This window comes from Natrarchaeobaculum aegyptiacum, from assembly GCF_002156705.1.
Classification (GTDB): Archaea; Halobacteriota; Halobacteria; order Halobacteriales; family Natrialbaceae; genus Natrarchaeobaculum; species Natrarchaeobaculum aegyptiacum.
Map to the genome: position 1 here is coordinate 2,090,739 of NZ_CP019893.1, position 24,752 is coordinate 2,115,490.

Sequence of the window (24,752 nt, forward strand, 5' to 3'; positions counted from 1 at the left end):
GAGTCAGGACAGTCTGGTTCGCGGCGACCCGGCCGCTGTACAGGTATCACTCGCCTTTGCGAAGACTGATTAGCTCCCTCGAGAACGCATCCGACGGGTGACGATCGACAGTCGTGCGTGTTATTTCCGAACCGAAACGCGTGATTGCAGACCTCCGGAGCGACGGGCGCGGAACCATCCTGCTGGCCGTGGCCTTTGGCTGGTTCCTGTCGATCAGCGTCAGGATGATCTACCCGGCGCTGTTGCCGGAGATCAGCGAGACGTACGACCTCACGCTGACGACCGCCGGGCTCTTGATCACGGTGCTCTGGGTCGCCTACGCGTTCGGACAGCTTCCCGGTGGCATCCTCGCCGACTGGGTCGGGGAACGCCCGCTGTTGATCGCCAGTTCGCTGCTCGCCGCGACGATGCTCGCGCTCGTCGTCTTCGCGAACTCGCCGATCGTCCTCTTTCTGGCGACGACGCTGTTCGGCGGGGCAACGGCCCTCTACGGTGTCTCGAGGTTCACGATCCTGAAGAAGGTCTATCCCGATCACCTCGGGACGGCGACGGGCGCGACGATGGCCGCCGGCGACGTCGGCAACACGGTGATGCCGCCTCTCGCCGGGGTCCTCGCGGCTGCAGTCGCCTGGCAGTACGGCTTCGGCTTCGCCATCCCGCTGTTCTTGCTCGCGGCGGTCGGGCTCTGGACGACGCTCCCGAAACGGACCACGGAGCCGACGTCGCTGGGTGAGACGATCACACTCGAGGACGTCACCGCGACGCTTTCCCGGCCGTACGTCCGGCGCGCGACCCTCCTCCTCGTGCTGTGGGCGCTCGTCATCCACGCCTTCATGGGCTTCTATCCGACGTACCTCATGGACGAAAAGGACCTCTCCGCGGCGGTCGCGACCGGACTCTTTGGCTTTTTCTTCGCACTCGGCATCCTGCTGAAGCCGATCGCCGGGCGAACCTACGACCGGATCGGCGTCCGGGCTCCGCTGCTGGTGATCATGGCTTCGGCCGCGCTGGCGCTCGTCGCACTACCGTTCGCAGGAGAACTGTGGCTGTTCGTCGTCCTCACGATCTTCGCGAGTAGCCTCCTCGGATTCGAGACGATCGTGATCTCCGACCTCACGCGACGGCTTCCGGACGGCACACAGGGGACGAGTCTGGGTGCGCTCCGAACAGTCTACATCGCGCTCGGGGCCTCGAGCCCGGTCATCTTCGGAGCGATCGCCGACCGCGGGTACTTCGACGAGGCGTTCGTCGGACTCGGCGGGATCGCGCTGGTGGTCCTCGTGGTCGTCTTCGTCTCGAGTGACTGACCGGGTGGCCGGTGAGAGCGCGAGAAACTGCCCCGCTCACTCGGGACCACAGCCATACTTAATGCGTTGCAACACGATGCAATACACATGGAGAACGTGACCGCTCGGATGAGCGACGAGGAACTGACGCTCCTCGATCGGCTCGCCGAACAGCGCGGGAGCGGCCGCAGCGACGCGATTCGGGAGGCCGTCCGGCGCGGTGCTCGCGAGGAACTGATTCGGATCGCCCTCGAGCGCTACCGCGAGGGCGAGGTCGGGATGCGCGGGGCCGCCGAAATCGCCGACGTTTCGATCGCGCAGATGATGGCTGAAGCGAACGAGCGAAACGTCCTCTCGAACTACGACGACGCCGATCTCGAGGCGGACGTCGACGCGCTCCGGTGAGCGGATGAGCGACGATCGGACCGACCGCCGGACGCTCCTCGTCGACGCGAGCGTCTTCATCACACTGGCAGATATCGGCTCGCTGGAGTTGCTTCAGGAGACCGGGGGAGACGTTTCGATGCCGCACGCGGTCGTCGAGGAAGTCTCGTCCGAACCCGCCACGAGCGACCTCGAGCGGGCTCGCGGTGACTGGCTTTCGACGGTCGATGGTCACGATTCCTCGACGTCTGATGAGTGGGCCGACCGGCTCGAGACGGCCGCGACCCAGCTCGGCCGGTCGACGAACCCGGACGACCGGGCCGGTGACGTACCGCTACTGGCGGCAGCGTTGGCTCACGAAAACCCGGTCGTCGTCACCGACGACAAACCCCTCCGAAAGACCTGCAAGACCCTCTCGATTCCCGTCTCCAGTTCGATCGGCGTCCTGATACGGGCCGTCGAACGCGGCGATCTCGAGCCCGGGACGGCGACCGACAGGCTCGAGGCGATGGACGAAGTTGGGGCACGACTCAGTGTTGGGCTGTTCAGGCGTGCAGAGCGGTTGATCGAGGAAGCCACAAAGAAGTAACGGGTCGGGTCATACGGTTTACTGTACGTCAGTTCCGCCACGACCGCGATCCGCCCTGCGGTCGAGCCGGTAAATCGATACAGTAATCCGTCTCAGTCGTCGTCCATCGGTGCCGTCACGGGCTCGACGCGCTCGCCGCGTGGCCCCTCGAGATCCACTTTCGGGAGCAGGTCCCGGAGGTAGCGCCCCGTGTGCGAATCCTCGAGTCGGGCGACCTCCTCGGGGGTTCCGGTGGCGACGATCTGGCCGCCGTGCTCGCCGCCTTCGGGGCCGAGGTCGATGACGTGGTCGGCGTTTTTCACGAGGTCGAGTTCGTGTTCGATGACGACGACGGTGTTGCCGTTGTCGGTCAGCCGGTGGAGCACCTCGATGAGCTTGCGCTCGTCTTCGTGGTGTAAGCCGGTGGTGGGCTCGTCGAGCAGGTAGAGGGTCTCGCCGGAGTCTTTCTTCCCTAACTCTTCGGCGAGTTTGATCCGCTGGGCTTCGCCACCGGAGAGGGTGGTCGAGGGCTGTCCGAGGGTCATGTAGTCGAGGCCGACGTCCTTCAGCAGCTTCAGCCGGCGGCGAATCTGGGAGTTCGACTCGAAGAACTCGTAGGCCTCGCCGACTTCCATGTCGAGGACGTCCGAGATGGTCTTGCCCTTGTAGGTAACGTCGAGCGTGGCGTCGTTGTAGCGAGCGCCGTCGCACTCCTCACAGGGAACGTAGACGTCGGAGAGGAAGTTCATCTCGATCTTGACGGTGCCCTGTCCGCCACACTCCTCACAGCGGCCGCCCTTGACGTTGAACGAGAATCGCCCCTTCTCGTAGCCCCGTTGCTTCGAGAGCTTCGTCTGGGCGAACAGCTCGCGAACGTAGTCGAAGACGCCGGTGTAGGTCGCCGGGTTCGAGCGTGGCGTCCGACCGATCGGCGACTGGTCGATCAGGCGTACGGTCTCGATTTCCTCGAGCCCCTCGAGTGCGTCGTGGTCGCCGGGGACGACCGAGGTGTTGTCGTTCATGTCTCGGGCGAGGCCCTTGTAGAGGACCTCGTGCATGAGCGTCGACTTGCCGGAGCCCGAGACGCCGGTGATCGCGGTAAAGCATCCCAGCGGAATGTCGACGTCGACGTCGTCGAGGTTGTGCTGGCGGGCCCCACGGATCGTCAGTGCACCGTCGGGGTCGCGACGCTCCTCGGGGACCGGGATCTGTGTGCGCCCCGAGAGGTAGTCGCCGGTGATCGACTCCTCGCAGTCCATGACCTCCTCGACGGGGCCGTTGACGACGACCTCGCCCCCGCGCTTGCCTGGCCCGGGACCCATGTCGATGACGTTGTCCGCCCGGCGCATCGTCTCCTCGTCGTGTTCGACGACGAGCAGGGTGTTGCCGAGGTCCCGGAGTTCACAGAGCGTGTCGAGCAGGCGGTCGTTGTCCCGCTGGTGGAGCCCGATCGAGGGCTCGTCGAGGACGTACAGCACGCCCACGAGGCCGGAGCCGATCTGGGTTGCGAGCCGAATGCGCTGGCTCTCCCCGCCCGAGAGCGTCGATGCCTCTCGATCGAGGGTCAGGTACTCGAGTCCGACCTCGACCATGAAGCCAAGCCGGGCGCGGATCTCTTTGAGGATTTCCTCGGCGATCACCTTCTCGCGCTCGGAGAAACTCGCCTCGAGCGTCTCGAAGTGCTCCAGGGCGTCGCCGATGCTCATCGCGTTGATCTCCGTGATCGCGGTGTCGTCGACGAGCACGGCTCGGCTCGCGGGCTTGAGGCGGGTTCCGTCACAGGACGGACACGCCGTCGCGGACATGTAGTCCTCGATGTGCTCGCGGGTCGAATCCGAGTCCGTCTCGAGGTACCGGCGCTCCAGGTTGGGGATGACGCCCTCGAAGCGTTTGCGCTTGCGCCGGGTACCGTTCTTCGTGTGACGTTCGAAGGTGACCTGCTCGCTCGTTCCGTAGAGGAACGCCTGCTGGATCTCCTCGTCTAGCTCCTCGAACGGGGTCGACAGCGAGACGTCGAAGTGGGCGGCGACGGCGTCGAGTCGGGTCTGGTAGTACGACCGGTTGTAGCTCCAGGGTTCGAAAACGTGTTTCAGCGGCTTCGATTCGTCCTGGATCACGAGACTCTCGTCGATCTCCTTGGTCTCGCCCAGCCCCTCACACTCCGGACAGGCACCGTGTGGGGAGTTGAACGAGAACGACCGGGTCTCGATCTCGGGGACGTCGATCCCGCAGTGAGTACAGGCGAGATCCTTCGAGAACTCGGCGACGAACCGATCGTCGTCGTCGTCCTCCTCGCCCAGCGCACCGGTCCGGCGCGCCTCGGTGCCGAAGTCCTCGACGACGTCCTTGGGTGCGTCCGGCAGGATGACCTTCATGACGCCGTCGGCCTCCTCGAGTGCGGTCTCGACGCTGTCGACGATCCGCGGGCGAGCCTCGGTGCTCACCTTCACGCGGTCGACGATCACGTCGACGGTGTGGACGAAGTTCTCGTCTAAGTCGGGTTTCTCGAGGGTGAGGTCGTGTTCCTCGCCGTCGACTTCGACGCGGGAGTAGCCTTCCGAGACTAGCTCGTCGAAGAGGTCCTCGAAGGCTCCCTTCTGATCGCGGACGACCGGCGCGGCGAGTTTCGCCTTCGTTCCCTCGGGCAACTCGAGGATGCGCTCGACCATGTTCTGGGCCGACTGCTCGCCGACCTCGCGGCCACACTCCGGGCAGTGGGGGGTTCCCACCCGGGCGTACAGTAGCCTGAGGTAGTCGTGCAACTCGGTGACGGTCCCGACGGTCGAGCGGGGGTTGTTCGCGGCGTTCTTCTGGTCGATCGAGATCGCCGGCGAGAGGCCTTCGACGGTCTCGACCTGTGGTTTGTCCATCTGCCCGAGGAAGTTCCGGGCGTACGCAGAGAGGCTCTCGATGTAGCGACGCTGGCCTTCGGCGTAGACGGTCTCGAAGGCGAGTGAGGACTTGCCCGACCCCGAGAGGCCGGTGACGACGGTAAACGACTCCCGTGGGATCGTCACGTCGAGGTCTTTCAGGTTGTGCTCTTCGGCGCCCCGTACCTCGATATTCTCTCTCGTCATGGGTTCGTGACGAACGGCGGGGACGGTCTCCGACTCGGTACCCGATTCATCGTGATATCGTCAGTGGCCCGAGCAACTTAACGGGTCTGATACCGGCCTGCAGGCCGCTCTGTTCTGTTATAGTAACAACTGCAACGATCCACACACTGATCGCCGATCCGTCTGGCGATCAGGTGCGTACTGACGTGCAGTGACTACTATAGCACGTATCAGGATTCGGTCCAAAGTGACTTCGCCCGGGAGTGAGAACCCTCCGGCATGGACGAGGACACCGAGGAGGCCACCGCGGCGGCGCTGTCCCGCGCGGACGTCGTCGAGTACTGTCGCATTCAGGCTGGACTCCTCTCGGGCGAGGTCGAACGGATGGGCGAGGAGGCGACCGATCTGCTCGAAGAAGTCGACGAACACGTCACCGAGATTCGCGCCCGGCTGGCAGACCACAAGGACCGGACCCGGACCGAGACGCCACCGTCGACCGACGGTCCAGCACCCGGCGGGCCCGACGTCGCCGAACTCGAGTCGCTGCAGGCCGACCTCGAGGAAAAGCAGGCGCGAGTCGAGCAAAAACAGGCCCGGATGGAAGCCACCCAGGAACTGGCCGCGAGCTACGTCGGCCTCGCCGAGGACATAGAGTCGGACGGCGTCGACGGGACGACGGCCCTCGAGCGTGTCCTCCAGTTCGAGGCAGACGAAGACGCCCCCGCGTACTTCACCGAGCGGGAGACGTTGCTCGAGGCTGCGGCGTCGTCGGGCGCGTCACGAGAGTCCGGCGAGGAGTAGCACGTGATCGGTCAGTGTCCTGCTCGCTCAGTCCTGCGCTGCGGTGACCGTCAGCACCGGAACCGGCGCTGTCCTGAGCACGCGTTCGGTGACGCTGCCCAGCAGGAGTCGATCGAGACCACTTCGGCCGTGGGTCCCCATCACGATCAGGTCGACGTCGTTCTCGACGGCATACGATCGGATCGACCGGTAGATCGACCCGTAGCGGACCGCACTCGTCACCTCGACCCCTGCAGCCTCGGCCCGGTCGACGGCGTCCTCGACCACCGTCTCGGTGTGGGTCTCGAGACGGTCCACCCGGAGGTCGCTGCCCTCGCTTACCTCCGCTGGAGCGACGTCGATCGCCGAGAGCACGTGGCAGTCCACCGAACCCTCGGCTTCGCCCTCGAGATCCTCGACGAGCGAGATGGCGCGTTCGAGGGCGGCATCGGCGTGGCTGCTCCCGTCTGTGGGGACGAGGACGCGCTCGATGGGACAGGGCCGTCGGACGTCGTCGCCAGCACGGACGACGAGAACCGGGACGTCGGCGTCGCGAACGACGTCCTCGGTGACGCTACCCAGTAGCAGCCGGCCGACTCCCCGCCGGCCTCGGGTCCCCATCACGATGGCGTCGATCGGCTGTTCGGCAGCGAACTCGAGAATCGACTCGACGGGCGTCCCCGTCCGGACCTCGTCGATTACGGGCGCGTCCGCCTCGGCCGCCCACGATCGGTCGTCCTCGAGCAGGTCGTCGATCGTCGCCTCGTCGCCGCCTGCGTCTCCCTCTCGCACGTGGAGGACGTGGACGGTGACGGCCGATCGGGCGGCGATCTCGCCGGCGTACTCGAGGGCGGCGCTCGCCGGCTCGCTTCCATCGGTCGGGACCAGAATGCGCTCGAACATACAGGGGGGTACGAGGAAGGTGTACTTGACGATGGGTGTCGATTCCAGTAGCCGGGAGTGTTCCGACCGCGTGTCTCTCACAGCCGTCGCATCTGCTCACTCGCGGTCGATACCGGGCCGATCGAGTACCGCGTCTGTCTCCTCGCGATCGACCGCCTCGAGTCGACCGAGCCGCTTCCGCTGGCGCTGGGCCGATTCCTCGTCCATCCAGCCAGCCCAGTCGACGAGTGACCAGTCGGTCACCGTCGGTCACTCCTCTCATCATCGACCGTCGACCCGATCACCGGAAGTGGAACGATCACGACGCCAGCACCTCGAGCACCCGATTCACCTCGGCCTCGGTGTTGACGGCGTGGATCGACACCCGTACGGCCCCGGGATAGGGGAGCGAGCGGATCACGATCCCCTCCTCGGCCAGTCGATCGACGGTCGCCTCGGGATCGTCGTCGGCGATCGTCACCAGGCCGGACTCGAACTCGAGCGGGCTCAGCAGTCGCTCCTCGGGAAGCCCGTCTTTCAGGTGGTCGGTGAGCGACTCGATCCGGCTGCCGATCGTCTCGAGGCCAACGTCCTCGACGAGGTCGATGGCCGCGGCGAGGCCCGCGTGGGGAGCCGGACTCGAGGTGCCGACCTCGAACCGTCGTGCGCCCGACTCGTACTGGTAGGGGTCGGCGTTCGCGTCGTCGACGCTCCGGTAGCCGATCGCTTGCGGGACGAGGTCGTGCTCGTCGACGACACCTTTCCGGACGAAGAGAAAGCCCGAGCCGAACGGGCCCATGAGCCACTTGTGGCCAGCACCGGCGACGAAGTCCGCGCCCCACTCGCGGACGTCGACGGGGACCTGTCCCGGCCCTTGCACGGCATCGACCAGCACCAGCCCACCGGCCTCGTGGGCGATTTCGACCACGTCGGCCACCGGCAGCCGCGTCCCGTGGGTCCAGGTGAGCGAACTCAGGCAAACGAGTCGGGCCTCCGCGGTGACCGCAGCGACCTCCTCGAGATCCAGTCGACCGTCTTCGGTCTCGAGCACCCGGACGTCGATCCCGCGCTCGCGCTCGAGGCGCTGCCACGGGAGGACGCCGGCGGCGTGCTCGAGATCGGTTCGGACGACGACGTCGCCTTCGTTCCAGTCGATCGCGCCGGCGACGCGATTGATACCGTCGGTCGTGCTCTCGGTGAGTGCGATCTCGTCGGGAGAACCTTCGAGGAAGTCGGCGACGGTAGCCCGTGCATCGTCGAAGGCGTCGAACGCGGCGGTGTAGGGTCCCTCGGCGGTCGGCGCGTCGTACTCGTGGTGCTCGAGAGCCGACTCGGCGGCCTCGACGACCTGCCGGGGACTCGGTCCGGCAGCGCCCCAGTTGCAGTAGACGCCCGACTCGAGGGCGGGGATCGACTCGCGCAGCGCGATCGGGTCCATGCGAGGTTCGACGGCCCGCTGGTGGTTCGTTCTGTCGGTTTGGCCAGTCGACTGCCGGGACCGGTGCGGTTGACATCTTCCCCGCGCTGAACAGTAGTTGCCGATTCAACGCGGACAGACGAACGAAACTGGTCGATCAATCGATTTGGATTGCAGCGTTCCAACGATCTATGCGACACAGCGAGGAAGGGAGCGAAGAAACGCCGCTGTCGGCGGCGTTTCTGAGCGTTGTCACTCAGTTGCGGCGTTCTGACCGATCAGCTCGGTCGGACCGATCTCTCTCTATCCGTAATCGGTCACAACAATGAATTCCCTGAAGACACGCGTCGAGATCGGCGGTTTCTCCGGGATAACACCGCCAGAGACGAGTACATTTGCGAGGATCCACAGATTGTACATCGAAACCGCGAACAGGAAGTAAAAGAGCCGTACCGAGAACGTCGGCGACGACGTTCTCGGGAGAAAGTCACCGATCTGGCGGTAGGAGGTCTCAATTCCCCAGCGGCGGCGGAACGCCGCCGCGTACGCTCTCGCTGCCTCAGGCTCGAGGTCGAGATTCGTGACAAACCAGACGTGCTCGTCCTCGGTCGATCGATGTGGGACCGCAAACACAGTCACGGCAGCTGAGGCGGTTGACTCACGCTTCCGCTGCATGAGATAGTCGTCGATAACCGTCTCAGCACCGGCGCTGAGACGGGCTTTCATCCCGTTGCTCAGGCGTGCACGGATGATGTAATCGACGCCAAGTTGCTCGAGTTCCGGAACGACGTGAATCTGGTAGAACCCTCTGTCGAGGGAGACGTGTCTGATCGAGGCGTACTCTCGTGCCGTTTCCAGCAGCGAGCGAACGGCTTCGCGTTTTTCGCGAAAGCCGTTCGCCTCCAGTGCCAGCACGTCGAGCGTGAACCGCGTTCCTGGTGCGACGATACAGATCGTCGCAAAACAGTAGGTTCGATTCGTTCCCTGATCGGGATAGGTGATCAGGACGTGGTCAGTGTCTGCGTCGCCGTAAAACCGCCACTGGTAGAGGTCGATCGCAACATCGACACAGTCGGGCAAGAGTCGTTGTTTCCGGAGGATCTCGAAGAGATCGTCGCGGACGCCAGCGAACTGGCCGGCGATGGCGTCCGTCTCCAGATTTCGAAGGTGGTAGAACAGTGATTTAGCGAGTCCGTTGCGAGCCGTCGACGTCACGTCGACCGAATCGCCATCATCGAGTTGGCACGTTTTCCCGGCGGTATTGGCAAACTCCTGTTCGAAGGCGACACGGGAGAGGACGGTCAGAAAGTCCTCTCTCGTATAGCTCCCACAGGGTTTGATATCGAACTCGAGCGCTGGATACACGACGGTGGAAGCGGCGCGACAGAGCTGTGTTGCTTCGGTCGTCTCGACCAAAGCCGCCCTACCAGCAACGGTGCAAATTAGGTTCGGCGTCTACTGTGAAGGGCGAGGCTTTCGCCTCGAATTTTTCGTAACGTGGGTCATCCAGTCGCCGTGGACACCGCGTCCATCTCGGAAGTCACCTCTGCCAGTCCGTATCACCAGTTTCGATCCGCGATGGCCGATCGCTCGTGGGCGTCGACGGCCGGAACTACTACCACCGCCGACTGACCATGTGAACCCGGAGCCACAGCTCTTTGGGTGATTTCGCCGTGGAAGATACGACCAGACCCGTGCCAGTCGGCGTCGCAGAGTACGCCATCTCGAGCGACGAGCGGCCGCTCCGGACCAGCGGCGTCGGCTCCTGTGGCGTGGTCGTCGTCCACGACGAGCGGGCGGGCGTCAGCGGCCTCTTGCACTTCATGCTCCCGACGGCTGGTCGACGAGCCGACCGGGATCCCGACGCGAAGTTCGCCGACTCGGGGATCGAGGCGCTACTCGAGGCCTTCGAAGACGCGGGCGGCTCGCTGGCGCGTGCGTGGGCGAAGCTGGCCGGCGGTGCGGCGATGCTCGACTTCGAGAGCTTCGATCGGCCGATCGGAGAGCGGAACGTCGAGGCCGCCCGCGAGGCGCTGGCGGCCCACGACGTGCCGGTCCGGGGCGACGACGTCGGCGGCGACGCCGGCCGGATGGTCACGTTCGACCCGGCGACTGGCACGTTACGGGTGAAGACGGCGACGGGCGAGCGCCGTGAGATCTGAGCTATCGCTCAGTTCCCCGAGTGAAACACGTCCCCGGGGTCGGCCCGGGTCTCGGTCGCCCGTTCGACGAGCAACTCCTCGAGTGCCGACTCGAGTTCGCCGGGTCGGGGGAGCGCAAAGAGCTGGCAGGTGACCGACTCGGCGTCGGGGGTTTCGATGCTCGAGTCCAGCAGGAACGCGTAGTTACCGGAGCGAGCGACGTCGGCGACGATGGGGCTGACGATCGACGAGCCCATGTCCGCAACGAACGACGGCGGGGAGTGCTTGATCGACGTCTGGAGGACGTTCGCCCACCCGTCGAGAAAGCCGCTGACGACGACGTTACACAGTTCCTCGAAGGCACCCTGCGCCGTGTCGTCCCACTCGATCGGCTCGCCGTCTCCGGCCCCGTCCTCGAACGCCACGGGGGCCAGCGCTTCGACGCTTCGACGCGCCGACGCCGGATCGAACAGGACTGCGAGGTAGCCACTGGGCGTTCCCCGGTACTCGACGACCGTACCGACGCGCTGGTCGTCGCCGACTTGCCGGGAGATGTCCGTCACGGGCGTGAAGTTGAGCCGATTGACCTCGACGTCGGTCTCGAGGCCGGTCATCGTCGTCACGTTCTCGGCTGCGCGGACCGCCCCGCGCTCGGTCATCTCCGTGAACACCTCGAGTTTTTCGAGCGAGACGCCGCCGCTCGTCCGTCGTTCGAGCAGTCGCTCGAGCGCGTCGACGTCCGGAACGAGGAGGATGCTGAAGTGCACGTCCTCGTCCACGGCGTCGACGCTGCTCCGGAAGACGAGAATCGGTCGTTCGTCGCCCGTCTGGTACGGGAGGACGGCCGAGCCGGTTCCCTCGAGGTACGATGGTGGTGCGGTCTCGACTTTCGTCCCGAGGTAGTCGGCCCAGCCGCTGACGAAGCCGTTTGCGACGATGTTACCAACCTCGACGATCGCGCTTTCGGCCCGGTCTTCGTCGCCGGGCGGAACCAGTTTCCCGGTGATCGTCTCCCGGCCGTGGTCGTCGAAGACGAGGACTGCCTCGCCCGAGAGCGGTTCACCGAGGGCGACGCTGACGCCGGCGTACTCGTCGTCGCCGTACTCGGCCCGGAGATCCGCCGGCGACTGGATCGAGACGCCGGTCACCTCGACGTGCGTCTCGATCCCCGTCAGTTTCGACAGCGCCGCGGCGGCCGATTCGGCGCCATCGCGGGCGAGTTCGTTGTAGATCTCGAGTGACTGGACGTCGACCTCCATCGACTCATCCCCCCGCCGCGGACGAGCGACCGGCTGTGCGTGGCATACGGCCACACTAGTCGGGTCGGCTAATCTATCTTTGGGAAGACTGCCAGTTTCGCTAACCGATCGCCGGCGACCTGCCAGTTCGCCATCGCTGGCGACTCCAGTCGGTTGGGGGGCCCCGTGGGTATTTCACTGCAGAACGCGTTCTCGAACGTGGGGTCAGTCAATGCCAGAAACGATCGAACTCGACGACGACCTGTACGAACGGATCGAAAGCCACCGCGACGACGGCCAGTCTGTCGAGGAGTTCCTCGAGGAACTGGTCACGATCTACGAGACGGAAGGAGCGTTCCTCCAGGAAGGATACTCCGAGTAATCGATGGGGCTGTCGTACCCACTCTTCCTCGTCAATTTCAAGAGCTACCGGGGGACCGCCGGCGAGGACGCCCTTCCGTTCCTCGAGACGATCGAACGGGTGAGCCGCGAGACCGGGACGCGATTCGCCGTCGCTCCGCAACTACCGGACCTCCGGTGGCTCGCCGACCGGACCGACCTCCCGCTGGTCGCCCAGACCGCCCTCCCGCGCGAACGCGCCGGGATGGGCGACGTCAGCCTCGAGAGCGTCGCCGACGCCGGGGTGGCCGGGGCGTTTCTCTCCCATCCCGAACGGACGGTTGGTCTCGAAGCGCTCCGCCCGGCGATCGACCGCTGTCGCGAACTCGACCTCGAGTCGATCGTCTGGGTACCCGACCGCGAGACCGCTCGAGCGGCACTCGCGCTCGAACCCGACTGTCTGCTGTTCGAGCGGCCGGCTGACATCGCCTCCACTGAGGGGATGGTCCGGACCGATCCAGAGCGGATCGAGCGGTTCGTCGAGACGGTTTTGGCCGCCGACTCGGGCACGGGGAAACGGCCACACGTCTTCGTCGGCGGCGGCGTCCGAACCGGCGAGGACGTTGCACGCGTCTTCGCCTGTGGTGTCGACGCGACCGGTGCCGCCTCCGCCGCAGTCGAGGCCGACGACCGCGAGACGTGGCTGCGAGCCGTCGCCGACGCCGTTCCCGGATCGCTCGAGTGAGCCTCGAGGAGAGCACCACCGGGGTGATCCTCTTCACTCGTGACTGCCAGTGCCGCCAGTGCCGGCTTCCGAACCGCCGTGGCCACCCTCGTCGATTCCCCGCTCGTGGCGCAGGTGTTCGATCGCGTGGAGTTCGACCACGGGGAACACCTTGGTGATGAGCAGGAAGAACAGCGTCACCATCCCGATCGTCCCCGTGATCGAGGCGATTTCGATCAGGCTCGGCTGGTAGGTCCCCGGTGTCGCCCCGTAGATTTCGAACGACGGGTGCAAGAACCCCTCGACGACGAACAGCACCTTCTCGAACAGCGTCGCCGTCAGCACGGCGACCGCACAGACGATCGCTCGCTCTTTCGAGAACAGCGCCGGTCTGATCGTCTGGGCGAAGATGTACGCCAGCACGAGACCGACCAGTGACATCGCGAAGATGTAGATCGGTGCCTCGATGGTCGCGATCCAGGCGACCTCGAGTTCGATCGGTGGGAAGAACGTGCCGGTGGTGACCTGCTGGAGTTGCAGCCAGAGGAACAGCAGGCAGAAAAAGCCGAGCCAGAGGGTCAGCCCGCGGAAGACGTCGTCGGTGATGATGTGCCCCCAGTCGTAGGCCCGGCGGAACGCGTACGAGAGGATGATGACGCCGGAAATTGCGGAAGTGAGTGCGATCGTGAGGAACTGTGGCCCCTGCACGCCGCCGAACCAGCGTGGATACGTCGGGAGGACGGCGAACAGCCACGGGATCACCCCGCCGTGGAGGAGGAGTGGTGCCATGATGATGATCGCCAGCGCGAGCCACCAGACCATCCGCTGGACGACCTCGTCCTCGCGTTCGGTGTACCCGATGGTCAACATCGTGTAGATCGGGCTGAAGTGACTCGGCAACTGGTCGCGCAACCTCGAGACGTCGTACCGGAGCGTCAGCCCGAGGTAGGTCGCCGTCAGCACGAGGTAGGCCGTGATGACGGTCACGTCCCACACGAGCGGCGAGTTGTGGACCGTGATGTGGTAGTGGCCGAGGACGCTCGTGACCATCCGGTCGGGACGGCCCATGTGGACGATGATGTAGAAGCCCGCGGCGGAGAGGCCGGCGATCGTCAGCAGTTCGGCCAGCCGCGCGACCGGCATGTAGCGGTCCATGCCGAGCAGGCGAACCGCCGCCGAGAGGATGATTCCCCCGTGGGCGATTCCGACCCACCAGATGAACGCGCCGATGTACACCCCCCAGGTGACGCCACCGCCGGTCCCCCAGTCGGAGAGACCGGTGACCGCGAGTCCCTCGTACAGCTGATACATCCACCCGATCAGGAACGCACCGAACGCCAGCGCCGCCAGCGCAAACAGCGCGTAGTAGGCGGTCGACGTCCCCTGAAACGGCCGCAGAATGTCGGCCTCTCGTGGCGTTTTCGTGCTCATTCCGAGTTCCCGATACCTATCCCGGCCACCCACGTCGTTCGATCCCATGCCTGTGCAAGTCACTGCCGGGCGCTCTCGAGGCCGTGCCGGGAGCCACCGCTCGCGTCGTCGAAAACTGTAGCCGATACCGGTCGTCGAAAATCGCCGCCGACGCTGGAATGGCGGGGCGCTACTGCTCCTGGGCGGGCGCGAGTTCGTCGGCGTCGACGGACTTCTCGAGGAGGACCTCTGCCTGATCGGCGACGACGCGCTGTTCGCGCATCAGTTGTTTGAGCGTGCTCTGCGGGGAGAGGTCGCCGATGAGGACGCCGCCGACGATCTTGCCGTCTTTGAACGCGATGCGTCGCCACTCGGTGTCGGAGTACTTCCGTTCGGCGTGCTCGTCGCCGAGGGTCGGATGGCCGAAGGAGAGGAACGGGAAGTCGAAGTGGGTGATCGAGTACGAGGAGACCCACTCGAAGGCCTCTTTTTCTTCGTCGGCAGCCATGTTGACCGCGGCGATGCGGCCCTGTTCTTTTGCCGAGCCCCACGAGCCGTTCTGGGCCTGCTCGCCGAGCAGGACGTCGTAGAAGCGGGTGATGTCGCCGGCGGCGTAGACGTCATCCACGGTCGTCTGCATGTACTCGTCGACGACGATGCCGTTGTCCTGTTCGACGTCCGTCTCGCGGAGGAACTCGGTGTTGAACGTCAGGCCGATGGCGACGCCGGCCCAGTCGCACTCGTAGCGCTCGCCGTTGGGATCGACCGCAGCCGTGACGTGCCCGTCGTCGTCGACCTCGAAGCGGTCGACGCCACTGTCGAAGACCGGTTCGACGCCCACGTCGCGCATGCCCTCGTGCATGATCTCGGCGCCGTCGGCCGACAGCGCGTAGCGCCACCAGCGGTCCCCGCGCATCAGGTACGATCCCTCGACGCCCTGTGCACCACAGACCGCGGCGAAGTCGATGCCGAGCAGTCCCGCGCCGACGATGACTGCCTGCTCTGAGTTCTCGGCCGATTCCTTGATCCGCCGGGCGTCCTGGAACGTCCAGAAGTGGTGGATGCCGTCGGCGTCGCTGTTCTCGACCGGCAGCTGGGTCGGCGTCCCGCCCGTCGCGACGAGGAGCTTGTCGTACGGGAGGTCCTCGCCCTCGTGGGTCCGGACGACCTTCTCGTCCGTGTCGACGGTCGTCACGTGGGTGTTGAGCGACAGCTCGATGTCGCGCTCGTCGTACCACTCCTCGTCGTGAATCGAAATCGGCGCCTCGGGGAGCTTGCCCTTCGCGTGCTCTTTGATGAGAATCCGGTTGTACAGGGGCTCCCCCTCATCGGTGACGACGGTAATACCTGCCTCCGGGTCAGCTTCCCGGAGTGTCTCGGCAGCCGAACTGCCGGAGATACCGTCCCCGATGATCACGTACTGGGTCATGTCCGGATGGTTCGTAATCCGGGTTAAAGTGGGTTGCTATCCCGTCTATTTTGCCTGCCGTGCTGACCATTCGAAACGATCTACGTTCGATTCGACGAATCGGTTTACAATTTTAATCTTCACACCCCCTCGAGCCACCTGCCCGTGCCGTTTGCACGATTTGCCCCTGTCTCCGACGCCCATGGCACGTGGTTTCACTCTTTTCGGGTCGGTGCCCCTCCTCGCTCCTCGCGCTCGTATCGCCCGCCGCGGTCCCGAACTGCCGGTCGCCAACCGATAGCCTCAGTACCCGTCGCGTCCCGCTACGAAAAGAACACGCGTATGGAGGCGAACGATCGATCGATCGCCGGGTTCACTATGGCAGGCCACGGACTCGTCCACTGGTTCGAGACGGCGATTCCGATCTTCCTCGTCGTCTGGCTCGCCGAGTTCGACGTCGGCGTCGCCCTCCTCGGCCTCGTCGTCGCGCTGGGGTACGCGCCGTTCGGCCTCGGCGCGCTCCCAGCCGGCATCCTCGTGGATCGGTTCGGACCGAAACGACTCGTTCTCGTCTGTCTCGCGGGGATGAGCCTCGGCTTCTTCGCGCTCGCGGCGAGTCGCTCGATCGTCGCCATCGCACTCGCGCTCGTCTGCTGGGGCGTCGCCGCGAGCATCTACCACCCCGCCGGGCTGGCGCTCATCAGCACCGGCGTCGAGGATCGGGGCACCGTCTTCGCCTGGCACGGCATCGCCGGCAACGTCGGCATCGCACTCGGCCCGTTCGTCGCCGCGACGCTACTGATCGTCCTCGAGTGGCAACTCGTCGCGGCGATCATGGCCGTCCCCGGACTGCTCGCAATCGGCTACGGGCTCACCGCCGACTTCGACGCGACCGCTGCGGTCGACGACGACGTCGACGCCGGCCCCGCCGAGGCGCTGTCGCTGTCCGAACTCCTCACGAACTCGCGCGCACTCTTCGCGAGCGCGTTCGCCATCGTCTTCGTGATCGTCACCTTCGAGGGGCTGTACTACCGCGGGATGCTCACCTACCTCCCCGAGATCCTCCACGGGCTACCCGCGATGGAAGCCATCGCACTTCCGGAGGGACTCGAGGGGATCGAGGCCGCAGACTACGTCTACGTCGGCCTGCTCGTCGTGGGGATGGCCGGCCAGTACGTCGGCGGGAAGCTCACGAACCGCGTCGACCCCGGCCGCGGTATGGCCGTGCTGTTCGCCGTCTTCGCCCTCCTCGCGCTGGCGTTCGTTCCGGCCATCCAACTGGGGCTCGGCGCGATCGTCGTCCTCTGTGGCGTCTTCGGCTTCTTCCTCTTTGCTATCCAGCCGTTTTACCAGAACGCCGTCGCCGTGTACACGCCCGCAGACACTCGCGGACTCTCCTACGGCTACACCTACCTCGGCGAATTCGGCCTCGGCGCGGCCAGCATCGCCATCGGCGGCTACGTCCTCGACGGCTTCTCCACGGCCGCGTTCTTCTTCCTGATCGCCGGCTTCGCTCTCGCCGGGATGATTCTCTCGGCGGCCCTCGCAGCCGGTCTTGATCGCGTGCTCGAGGCCAGGACGCCCGTCGAGACTGGAACCGACGACTAACCGGCCCGGATAACTGCTGGCGTCCCGTAGACTGGACTCGAGGATACCGGAACCGCGCCGGCAGTTTCAAACCGCGAAACTGGGACTTCGGACCTACAGCCAGGGCGGGGAGACGAACTCGCTGGTCGCGTGTTCGTCAGGCCAGATGACTTCCTGGACGCCCTCGCCGTCGTCGTTCTCCTGCCACTGGAAGAATAGTGTGTCGGCCCCCTGATACTGGAGGTCGTGAGCGAACTCGTGGTCGCGGTCGTAGAACTCGATCGTACCCGTCGCACCCTCGAACGAGACGTCCTCGAGCGCCGGGACCAGGTCGTCTTCGTCGAACGTTCCGGCCGATTCGACGACGTGGTCGTAGAGCATGACTGCCTCGTAGGTCGTGTAGCCGGTGTACACCGGGTTTTCGTCGAACTCGCTCTCGTAAGCGGAGACGAAGTCCTGGGTCAGCGGCCCGGGTTCGCTGTTTGCGGTCGCGCTGATCTGACTGAACGTGTACCGGCAGGCCCCATTCGTCTGGTCGTAGTAGGACGGAAGCTGGGCCGGGACGTGGATGCCGCCGAAGGCGAACGGATACGGTCGTCCGCTGGGCGGGGCCGCCCAGTCGAGAAGAGCGTCCGTGCCAGTGTGGGCCATCGCGACGAGTGCGACGTCGGCACCCTGCTCGCTCACGGGGTCGTACAGGTCGACGAAGTCGTCGGTCGCGGGCGGATAGCGCTCCTCGAGCACGACGTCGAGACCGGTTTCGTCGAGGTCGTCCTGCAGGACCGACCACGGACCGTCGGACCAGTCGTAGTCCTCCGCCAGCACCGCGACCGACTCCCAGCCGACGTCGGGTGCGATCCCATCGACGAAGTCGACGGTTCCGCGTCCGAGGTCGATCTCGTTCGTCGGACCGACCCGGAAGTGGTACTTGTACGACTCGTAGTCCTCGCGGATGAGTTGACTCGTCACCGTCGTCGCTGCCCCCGTCGTCAGGTGGAGCAGTTCCTGCTCTGCGATGTCTTCCATCACGTGCACGAGCGCCGGGCTATCGAACATCCCGACGGTCACGTCAGCGCCTTCCTCGAGGACGAGTCGGTGGTACTCGCGCCGGGCCTCGAGTGGGTTCGCCGCCGTGTCGCCGACGGCCAGTTCGACGTCGCGGCCACCGATGCCTCCGCGCTCGTTGAGTTCGGCGACGGCCACTTCCGCTCCGCGAGCCATCGACCGGCCGACGAAGTCCCCGTCGGGATTCGGTGCGAGCACACCGACGGTCACCGGTCCCTCGGCAGCCTCTGTCGATCCGATCAACCCCTCGAGACTCGTCTCCTCGAGACAGCCAGCGAGTGCGAGCGTCCCGGCGCCACCGGCAGCCTGTAACACGCGCCGCCGTGATCGCGTCTCTCGCCCACCACGCCCGCCAGCTGTCGATTTCAGTCTCTTCTGCTCGCCCGTACCCCACGAATTTTCACCCATATCTTTCATGCAAAACGCCCATTACGTTTAATATTTTCTTGTCCTGACAGGCGGTTGACCAGTATCGGTGGGGCGCAGTCGCTCCGAACAGGTCGAGGCAACTCGGGCAGACAGAGGGGCGATCAGATCGACGTCGGGCGTTCAGGACCAGTCGGGCTCGACGTACTCGCTCGTCGCGTGCTCGTCAGGCCAGATGACTTCCTGTGTGCCCTCGCCGTCGTCGTCTTCTTGCCACTGGAAGTACAGCGTCTCTCCTCTCTGATAGACGAGGTCGTGTGGGTATTCGTGATCTCGGCCGTAGAACTCGATCTGTCCGGCGCTTCCGGTAAACGCGATGTCCTCGAGCGTCCCGACGAGGTCGTCAGCGTCGAAGGTTCCGGCCTGTTCGACGGCTTCTGCGAAGAGTGTGACGGCGTCGTAGGCGAAGTAACCGGTGTAGACGGGGGTCGATACGCCGTATCGATCCTCGTAGGCGTCTTCGAACGTCGACGTCTTCTCGGTAACGTCGGCGCCCAGCGGGGCGCTGCTCTGCCCGATGCCGTACAGGCAGGCCCCGTTCGTCGCGTCGTAGTAGGTGGGCAATTGCATCGGCACGTGGATGCCGCCGAACTCGAACGGTCGCTGCCCACCGGTCCAGTCCAGGATTGCGTCGGTTCCGGTGTGGGCAGTCGAGATGAACACGGCGTCTGCTCCCGCTGTCTCGGCCTCGTCGTAAATGTCGGTGAAGTCGTCGAGCGCCGGGGAATAGCGTTCCTCGACGACGATATCGACCTCGAGTTCGTCTCGCTGCTGCTGGAACGTCTCCCAGGGCCCCTCCGACCAGCCGTAGTCCTCTGCGAGCAGTGCGATCGACTCCCAGCCCATTTCGCCGGCCATGTCCGTGAGAAAGTCGATCTGGGCCTGTCCGAGATCGTACTCGTTTACCGGGCCCGCCCGGAAGTGGTACCTGTAGTCGTCGTACTGCTCGCGAACCAGATCGCTCACGCCTGTCGTCGCCGCACCGGCGGTGATGTGGATCGTCTCCTGTTCGGCGACGTCCTCGATGACGTGATCGAGAACCTCGCTCGTCGAGATGCCGACGGTCACGTCTGCACCCTCGTCCAGAACGAGACGCTGGTACTCGCGTCGTCCCTCGAGCGGATCCCCCTTCGTGTCACCGACGACCAGCTCGACGTCCCGACCGTCGATGCCACCGTCGTCGTCGAGCTGGTCGACGGCGAGTCGCGCCGATCGCTCGATCGCCCGTCCGTTGAAGTCGCTGTCTGGCTCGGGCGCGAGGACGCCGACCGTGACGACTTCCGTTCGGTCCTCCGGTGACCCGGCGACGGTGTCGAACGTCTCGAGACAGCCAGCGAGCGGGGCCGCTATCGCCCCGGCCGCAACCCCCTCGAGAAATCGCCGTCGCTTCGAACCGGCAGCGCGGCCGGCATCTGTATCGCTCGCTCGGTTCCGGCGCGAAGAGTTCATATCGTTCAGCCGTTCCGATCACTATTTCTTAACCGTTCCGGACAAAGTCTCGAGAGCGACCGTGGTTCAATGAAGAAACGACGCCACAAGTGAATAGGAGTTTACTGGTCGAAGTTCCCACGGTATTGTCCTGTTGTCATCTCTACGTGATGTCGATTAATACTATTTTTCAGTTAATTATTCTAAACCGGACACTCGGTCGTCGGTTCCCGATTATCATTGCCGATAACCGCGGATCACAATTTATGTACCGACGGTGGCATCCGTTCGGTATCCATGGATTTCGCTCGACGACTGGTGCCAGCAGCGATCCGACGCCGCTACGCGGTCAAGTTCGCGATCGCGCTGCTGATACTCGGGCTGTCGGTGGGGATCATCGGTTTCGTCGCGACGGCCGAACTGACGGCCAGCGTGGAAGATCGCGTCGAAGACGACCAGACCGCCTTCGTCAGTCAGGAAGCACAGGGACTGCAGATGTGGCACGAACAGAACGAACGGACGATGAGCGTCATGGCGCACACGGACGTCGTCGCAACCGACGAGCCAGCGGCCATTCAGGCGAGCTTCCTCGAGTGGGAAGAACACCTCGCCGACGACACGTTCGCGATCAGTTACGTCGATACCGACGCGGAGACGGTGCTCGCGAGCACGGACGCCGACCTGCGCGAGCAGTCCGTCGACGCCATAGCGGGCGTCGAGGACGAGGCCTTCGACGAGGCGACCGATCAGGTGCCGTGGGTCTCGAGTCCGTACCAGACCGAAGGTGAACTCGGTGAGGAAGCCGCGGTCATCACTTACGTCCAGACCGTCCCCGGTGACGACGAGCGGGCGATCGTCTACACGGCCGAACTCGAGGCACACTCACTCGATTCGCCCGACGGCGTCACGACGGTCGTCGTCGACGGGAACGACGAGATCGTCCTCGACAACGCAGACTACGGCGACGACTACGAGACACTCGGCCAGTCCTACGACCACGCCTCGATCGCCGAGACCGCCCGACTCGAGGGTGCGACCACCGAGCAGGCTGCTGCAGGGACCGCAGCGGTCCTCGGCGACGCGTACGGCTTCGGTGGCGGCGAGGATTACGTCGTCAGTTCTGCGCGCGTCCACGGCACCGACTGGGTCGTGCTCACCCACGAACCCGAGAGTCAGGCGTTCGGATTCGTCCACACCGTCAACGAGTGGGGGATGTACGCGACCGCTGGCGGCGTCCTGCTGATCGCCCTGATCGGGGCCGTTCTCGGACGCAACACGGCCGTCTCGATCGACCGGCTCACCCGCAAGGCAGCCGAGATGGAAGACGGCAACTTAGACGTCGATCTGGAGACCAAACGGATCGACAACATCGGCCGGCTCTACGAGGGCTTCGACTCGATGCGCGTCGCCTTGCGTGAGCAGATCGACGAGGCCGAGGCCGCCCGTGAGGAGGCCGAACGCGAACGCGAACGCATCGCGGAGATCAACGACCACCTCGAGGCGAAAGCCGACGAATACAGCGACGTGATGGAGGCCGCCGCAGACGGCGACCTCACCGCTCGCATGGACGCCGACAGCGAGAACGAGGCGATGGAGGCCATCGCCGCGGAGTTCAACGAGATGCTCGCAGAGATCGAGGTCACCGTCGCCGAGTTGAGCGAGTTCGCGACCGAGGTCGCGACGGCCTCCGAGCAGGTGACCGCCTCGAGCGAGGAGGTCCAGTCGGCATCCGAGCAGGTCACCGAATCGATCCAGGAGATTTCCGACGGTGCGGAGCGACAGAACCAGTCGCTGCAGTCGGTCAACCAGGAGATGAGCGGCCTCTCGACGACGACCGAAGAGATCGCCGCCTCCTCGAACGAGGTCGCAGACATCGCCGAGCGGACGGTCCGAACCGGTCAGGACGGTCAGGAGGCCGCCCGGGACGCCATCGCCGCGATGGACGACATCGAGGCCGAAGCGGAGGGGGCCGTCGCGGAGATGCGCCGACTCGAGGAGGAAGTCGGCCAGATCGACGAACTGATCGCCGCGATTTCGGAGATCGCCCGTCAGACCAACATGCTCGCGCTCAACGCCAACATCGAGGCCTCCCGATCCGCCAGCGGCGAGGACGAGGAAGGATTCGCCGTCGTCGCCCAGGAGGTCAAGGCGCTGTCGGAGGACGTCGCCGACGCGGCCGACGAGGCCGAACGGCGGCTCGAGGCGATCCGCGAGCGAACCGAGCAGTCGACCGCCGAGGTCGAAGGGACGAGCGAGCACATCCAGGACGCTGGCGAACGCGTCGAGGAAGCCGTCGACGCCCTCGAGCAGATCGCCGACCTCGCCCGTGAGACCAACGTGGGCGTCCAGGAGATTTCGGCGGCGACCGAAGAGCAGGCGGCCTCGACCCAGGAAGTCGTCGCCATCGTCGACGAGGCCGCGACGGTCTCCGAGGAGACCACGACGGAAGCCGAGAACGTGGCTGCAGCGGCAGAAGAACAGACCACGGCCCTGACCGAGGTCACGGAGGCCGCTTCCGGTCTCTCGGCACAGTCGACCCAGCTGTCGGCGGGACTCGCCCGATTCGACACCGACGTCGACGAGGACGCAGCCGCATCGACCTCGCTCGCGCCGTCGCTCGAGGAGCAAGCCGACGAATCGACGGATATCGAGGATGGTGCCGCCGAGACGGCCAGCGCGTCGATCACGTTCGACGAGGACGACGACCTCGACCTCGAGACCGGTTCCGATGCGGAGGTCGATTCCGACGCTGGCGACGAGGGACCAGCCGGTGACGACGGCGGCGATCCTCTCTCGTTCGACGAGGGCGGTCCGCAACTCGAGTCGGACGCGCCAGATTCGAGCGCAGACCCCGATCCGATGGCGGACGTAGCAGAACCGACCGCCGAAATCGACCTGTCCGGGGACGGACGCCAGTCGGACCCGGCGGAGGACGCCCTCGCAGACGATACCCTCGAGTCGGCTGCAGGGGATGCCCCGCTCGCACCGTCCGACGGCGACGACGATGGTTCGGCCGACGAGATGAACGCGGCTGGTGGAGACGAGGACCAGCAACTCGATACCGAGTCGATCGACTTCGGGCTCGAGGAGTCCGCAGCCGAATCGAGCGACGACGGACTCGAGACGACCGGTGCCGACGAGGCCGCCGAGTCGGACGACGATTCGTCGGAAGACGGTGACGAGCCGCTGGCGATGGGGCCAGCCGACGACGAGCCGTCGACGGAGCCCCAGCCGGATCCGCTGGCAGGAGACGAACGTGATCCGCTGGCCGACGACGCGACCGATCCGCTGGCGATGGAACCGACGGACGACGATCTGACAGCGTCGGACTCGGGTACCGAGGAGTCCGCCGATCCGCTCGACGACGCACTCGAGTCCGACGACGCCAGTGGTGTGGCCGACGCTGGTGACCCGGACGACGCAGTCGAAGACGAAGATGCCGCTGGCGACGACGCAGCCGAAGACGAAGACGAGGACGGACCCGAGACCGCAGACGACGTGTTCACCTTCGGCGACACGCCCGACGAGGAGTAACCCCCGCGTTACTCGGCCACTTCGGCGGCCACACGTCGACGTGGTTCTGGCCGGTGGCTGCTGTCGTCGTTCGCTACCTTTTTGCCCGCACTGTAGCAAGACTCGAGCATGCTGACCGTTCGGGCCCCGGCGACGAGCGCGAACCTCGGGAGTGGCTTCGACGTCTTTGGCGTCGCGCTCGGGGCTCCAGCGGACGTCGTCCGGGTCGAACGAGCCCCGGAGACGACGATCACGGTCACGGGGGTCGGAAGCCAGTACATTCCGGAGGACCCGGCGAAGAACACCGTCGGTGCCGTCGCCGAGGCGCTCGACGCGCCAGCGCACATCCGAATCGACAAAGGTGTCCGCCCTTCGTCCGGACTCGGATCGTCGGCCGCGAGTGCGGCGGGTGCCGCGCTCGCGCTCAACGAACTCTACGATCGCGGCCTCTCGCGGGCGGACCTCGTCCCGATCGCCGCAGAAGGCGAGGCGGTCGTCTCCGGCGAGGCCCACGCGGACAACGTCGCCCCGTCGCTGCTTGGGGGTTTCACCGTCGTCGCCGACGGCGGCGTCACCCAGGTCGACGCGTCGATCCCCGTCGTGGCCTGTCTCCCCGAGACGACCGTCTCGACGCGCGACGCTCGCGGCGTCGTCCCCGACAGCGCCTCCCTCGAGTCGGTCGTCGACACCGTGGGTAACGCCGCGACGCTCACCGTCGGGATGACCCGAAACGATCCCGTCCTCGTCGGCCGCGGCATGGACGACGAGATCGTCACGCCCGAACGCGCGAAACTCATCCGCGGCTACGAGGACGTCCGCGAGGCCGCTCTCGAGGCGGGTGCCACCGGCGTCACCGTCAGCGGCGCCGGTCCGGGTGTCCTCGCAGTCTGTCGGCGTGCGAGCCAGCGAGCGGTCGCCGCGGCGATGATCGATGCCTTCGATTCCGCCGGCGTCGACAGCCGGGCCTACCAGACGACAGTCGGTGAGGGTGCCAGGCTCTACCGTCCCGGTTCGGACTGACTCGCGTCGTCGCCCGGGGTGTTGACCGATGGATGCGAGCGCGAGAACCCCGCGTTCACTTCCGTCTCGCAAACAGTTTT

Annotated in this window: 20 protein-coding genes; 10 read left to right on the forward strand and 10 right to left on the reverse strand. The window is 65.5% G+C overall.

The features are described 5' to 3' along the window. The first annotated feature begins 113 nt into the window (after window positions 1-113). The 3 genes from B1756_RS10275 to B1756_RS10285 all read left to right on the forward strand — a co-directional run bounded on the left by B1756_RS10275 (window position 114) and on the right by B1756_RS10285 (window position 2,259). Complete coding sequence (locus tag B1756_RS10275) at window positions 114-1,307, forward strand: MFS transporter (protein WP_086888452.1); 1,194 nt, start codon at window positions 114-116, stop codon at window positions 1,305-1,307. 87 nt (window positions 1,308-1,394) lie between these two features. Continuing rightward, on the forward strand, window positions 1,395-1,691 hold the full coding sequence (locus tag B1756_RS10280; protein ID WP_086888453.1) for a UPF0175 family protein: 297 nt from the start codon (window positions 1,395-1,397) through the stop codon (window positions 1,689-1,691). A gap of 4 nt (window positions 1,692-1,695) precedes the next feature. Continuing rightward, complete coding sequence (locus B1756_RS10285; protein WP_086888454.1) at window positions 1,696-2,259, forward strand: PIN domain-containing protein; 564 nt, start codon at window positions 1,696-1,698, stop codon at window positions 2,257-2,259. A 92-nt stretch (window positions 2,260-2,351) separates the two neighbouring features. Here the strand turns inward: B1756_RS10285 and uvrA are convergent, their stop codons facing one another. Beyond that, a complete protein-coding gene (uvrA, locus tag B1756_RS10290) occupies window positions 2,352-5,315 on the reverse strand; it encodes an excinuclease ABC subunit UvrA (protein WP_086888455.1) in 2,964 nt (987 codons plus the stop codon). Between the two features lie 258 nt (window positions 5,316-5,573). Between uvrA and B1756_RS10295 the strand changes: the two genes are divergently transcribed. Then, on the forward strand, window positions 5,574-6,095 hold the full coding sequence (locus B1756_RS10295; protein ID WP_086888456.1) for a hypothetical protein: 522 nt from the start codon (window positions 5,574-5,576) through the stop codon (window positions 6,093-6,095). 27 nt (window positions 6,096-6,122) lie between these two features. On the opposite strand, the gene B1756_RS10300 is transcribed toward B1756_RS10295, so the two are convergent. From B1756_RS10300 to B1756_RS10310, 4 genes are all read right to left on the reverse strand, one after another. Beyond that, window positions 6,123-6,977, reverse strand: coding sequence for a universal stress protein (locus tag B1756_RS10300; RefSeq protein ID WP_086888457.1), 855 nt, complete (start codon window positions 6,975-6,977; stop codon window positions 6,123-6,125). A 96-nt stretch (window positions 6,978-7,073) separates the two neighbouring features. Next, window positions 7,074-7,220 carry a hypothetical protein gene (locus B1756_RS19420; protein ID WP_161493174.1) on the reverse strand — a complete coding sequence of 49 codons (147 nt, stop codon included), beginning with the start codon at window positions 7,218-7,220 and terminating at the stop codon, window positions 7,074-7,076. A 55-nt stretch (window positions 7,221-7,275) separates the two neighbouring features. Further along, window positions 7,276-8,394: an aminotransferase class V-fold PLP-dependent enzyme gene (locus B1756_RS10305; protein ID WP_086888458.1), complete on the reverse strand. Its 1,119-nt coding sequence runs from the start codon at window positions 8,392-8,394 to the stop codon at window positions 7,276-7,278. A 282-nt stretch (window positions 8,395-8,676) separates the two neighbouring features. Then, window positions 8,677-9,789, reverse strand: coding sequence for a transposase (locus B1756_RS10310; RefSeq protein ID WP_086888459.1), 1,113 nt, complete (start codon window positions 9,787-9,789; stop codon window positions 8,677-8,679). Window positions 9,790-10,046: 257 nt separating this feature from the next. Between B1756_RS10310 and B1756_RS10315 the strand changes: the two genes are divergently transcribed. After that, on the forward strand, window positions 10,047-10,535 hold the full coding sequence (locus B1756_RS10315) for a chemotaxis protein CheD (RefSeq protein ID WP_228434325.1): 489 nt from the start codon (window positions 10,047-10,049) through the stop codon (window positions 10,533-10,535). 8 nt (window positions 10,536-10,543) lie between these two features. On the opposite strand, the gene B1756_RS10320 is transcribed toward B1756_RS10315, so the two are convergent. Then, window positions 10,544-11,773, reverse strand: a complete 1,230-nt coding sequence (locus B1756_RS10320) for a chemotaxis protein CheC (protein WP_086888460.1) — start codon at window positions 11,771-11,773, stop codon at window positions 10,544-10,546. A 211-nt stretch (window positions 11,774-11,984) separates the two neighbouring features. On the opposite strand from B1756_RS10320, the gene B1756_RS19645 reads away from it, so the two are divergent. Both B1756_RS19645 and B1756_RS10325 read left to right on the forward strand, forming a co-directional pair. Next, a complete protein-coding gene (locus B1756_RS19645; RefSeq protein WP_186336447.1) occupies window positions 11,985-12,134 on the forward strand; it encodes a DUF7557 family protein in 150 nt (49 codons plus the stop codon). Window positions 12,135-12,137: 3 nt separating this feature from the next. After that, a complete protein-coding gene (locus tag B1756_RS10325; RefSeq protein ID WP_086888461.1) occupies window positions 12,138-12,836 on the forward strand; it encodes a triose-phosphate isomerase in 699 nt (232 codons plus the stop codon). A gap of 33 nt (window positions 12,837-12,869) precedes the next feature. Here B1756_RS10325 and nrfD read toward each other — a convergent pair whose 3' ends face one another. Next, on the reverse strand, window positions 12,870-14,246 hold the full coding sequence (nrfD, locus tag B1756_RS10330; protein ID WP_086890139.1) for an NrfD/PsrC family molybdoenzyme membrane anchor subunit: 1,377 nt from the start codon (window positions 14,244-14,246) through the stop codon (window positions 12,870-12,872). 169 nt (window positions 14,247-14,415) lie between these two features. Then, window positions 14,416-15,654, reverse strand: coding sequence for an NAD(P)/FAD-dependent oxidoreductase (locus B1756_RS10335; RefSeq protein ID WP_086888462.1), 1,239 nt, complete (start codon window positions 15,652-15,654; stop codon window positions 14,416-14,418). Window positions 15,655-15,975: 321 nt separating this feature from the next. On the opposite strand from B1756_RS10335, the gene B1756_RS10340 reads away from it, so the two are divergent. Then, window positions 15,976-17,241, forward strand: a complete 1,266-nt coding sequence (locus tag B1756_RS10340) for an MFS transporter (RefSeq protein ID WP_086888463.1) — start codon at window positions 15,976-15,978, stop codon at window positions 17,239-17,241. A 93-nt stretch (window positions 17,242-17,334) separates the two neighbouring features. On the opposite strand, the gene B1756_RS10345 is transcribed toward B1756_RS10340, so the two are convergent. Then, window positions 17,335-18,693, reverse strand: coding sequence for an ABC transporter substrate-binding protein (locus B1756_RS10345; RefSeq protein ID WP_086888464.1), 1,359 nt, complete (start codon window positions 18,691-18,693; stop codon window positions 17,335-17,337). Window positions 18,694-18,834: 141 nt separating this feature from the next. Continuing rightward, complete coding sequence (locus B1756_RS10350) at window positions 18,835-20,160, reverse strand: ABC transporter substrate-binding protein (protein WP_086888465.1); 1,326 nt, start codon at window positions 20,158-20,160, stop codon at window positions 18,835-18,837. 276 nt (window positions 20,161-20,436) lie between these two features. Between B1756_RS10350 and B1756_RS10355 the strand changes: the two genes are divergently transcribed. Then, window positions 20,437-23,673, forward strand: coding sequence for a methyl-accepting chemotaxis protein (locus B1756_RS10355; protein WP_086888466.1), 3,237 nt, complete (start codon window positions 20,437-20,439; stop codon window positions 23,671-23,673). 108 nt (window positions 23,674-23,781) lie between these two features. Continuing rightward, complete coding sequence (locus B1756_RS10360; RefSeq protein ID WP_086888467.1) at window positions 23,782-24,672, forward strand: homoserine kinase; 891 nt, start codon at window positions 23,782-23,784, stop codon at window positions 24,670-24,672. Window positions 24,673-24,752: the final 80 nt, after the last annotated feature.

Excerpts from the sequence above, each read along its gene's own strand:
- B1756_RS10295 (WP_086888456.1), top strand. The coding sequence starts at position 5,574 with ATGGACGAGGACACCGAGGAGGCCACCGCGGCGGCGCTGTCCCGCGCG.
- nrfD (WP_086890139.1), bottom strand. The coding sequence starts at position 14,246 with ATGAGCACGAAAACGCCACGAGAGGCCGACATTCTGCGGCCGTTTCAG.
- B1756_RS10360 (WP_086888467.1), top strand. The coding sequence starts at position 23,782 with ATGCTGACCGTTCGGGCCCCGGCGACGAGCGCGAACCTCGGGAGTGGC.
- B1756_RS10345 (WP_086888464.1), bottom strand. The coding sequence starts at position 18,693 with ATGGGTGAAAATTCGTGGGGTACGGGCGAGCAGAAGAGACTGAAATCG.
- B1756_RS10300 (WP_086888457.1), bottom strand. The coding sequence starts at position 6,977 with ATGTTCGAGCGCATTCTGGTCCCGACCGATGGAAGCGAGCCGGCGAGC.
- uvrA (WP_086888455.1), bottom strand. The coding sequence starts at position 5,315 with ATGACGAGAGAGAATATCGAGGTACGGGGCGCCGAAGAGCACAACCTG.
- B1756_RS10355 (WP_086888466.1), top strand. The coding sequence starts at position 20,437 with ATGGATTTCGCTCGACGACTGGTGCCAGCAGCGATCCGACGCCGCTAC.
- B1756_RS10320 (WP_086888460.1), bottom strand. The coding sequence starts at position 11,773 with ATGGAGGTCGACGTCCAGTCACTCGAGATCTACAACGAACTCGCCCGC.
- B1756_RS10325 (WP_086888461.1), top strand. The coding sequence starts at position 12,138 with ATGGGGCTGTCGTACCCACTCTTCCTCGTCAATTTCAAGAGCTACCGG.
- B1756_RS10280 (WP_086888453.1), top strand. The coding sequence starts at position 1,395 with ATGGAGAACGTGACCGCTCGGATGAGCGACGAGGAACTGACGCTCCTC.
- B1756_RS10305 (WP_086888458.1), bottom strand. The coding sequence starts at position 8,394 with ATGGACCCGATCGCGCTGCGCGAGTCGATCCCCGCCCTCGAGTCGGGC.
- B1756_RS10335 (WP_086888462.1), bottom strand. The coding sequence starts at position 15,654 with ATGACCCAGTACGTGATCATCGGGGACGGTATCTCCGGCAGTTCGGCT.
- B1756_RS10350 (WP_086888465.1), bottom strand. The coding sequence starts at position 20,160 with ATGAACTCTTCGCGCCGGAACCGAGCGAGCGATACAGATGCCGGCCGC.
- B1756_RS10340 (WP_086888463.1), top strand. The coding sequence starts at position 15,976 with ATGGAGGCGAACGATCGATCGATCGCCGGGTTCACTATGGCAGGCCAC.
- B1756_RS19645 (WP_186336447.1), top strand. The coding sequence starts at position 11,985 with ATGCCAGAAACGATCGAACTCGACGACGACCTGTACGAACGGATCGAA.
- B1756_RS10285 (WP_086888454.1), top strand. The coding sequence starts at position 1,696 with ATGAGCGACGATCGGACCGACCGCCGGACGCTCCTCGTCGACGCGAGC.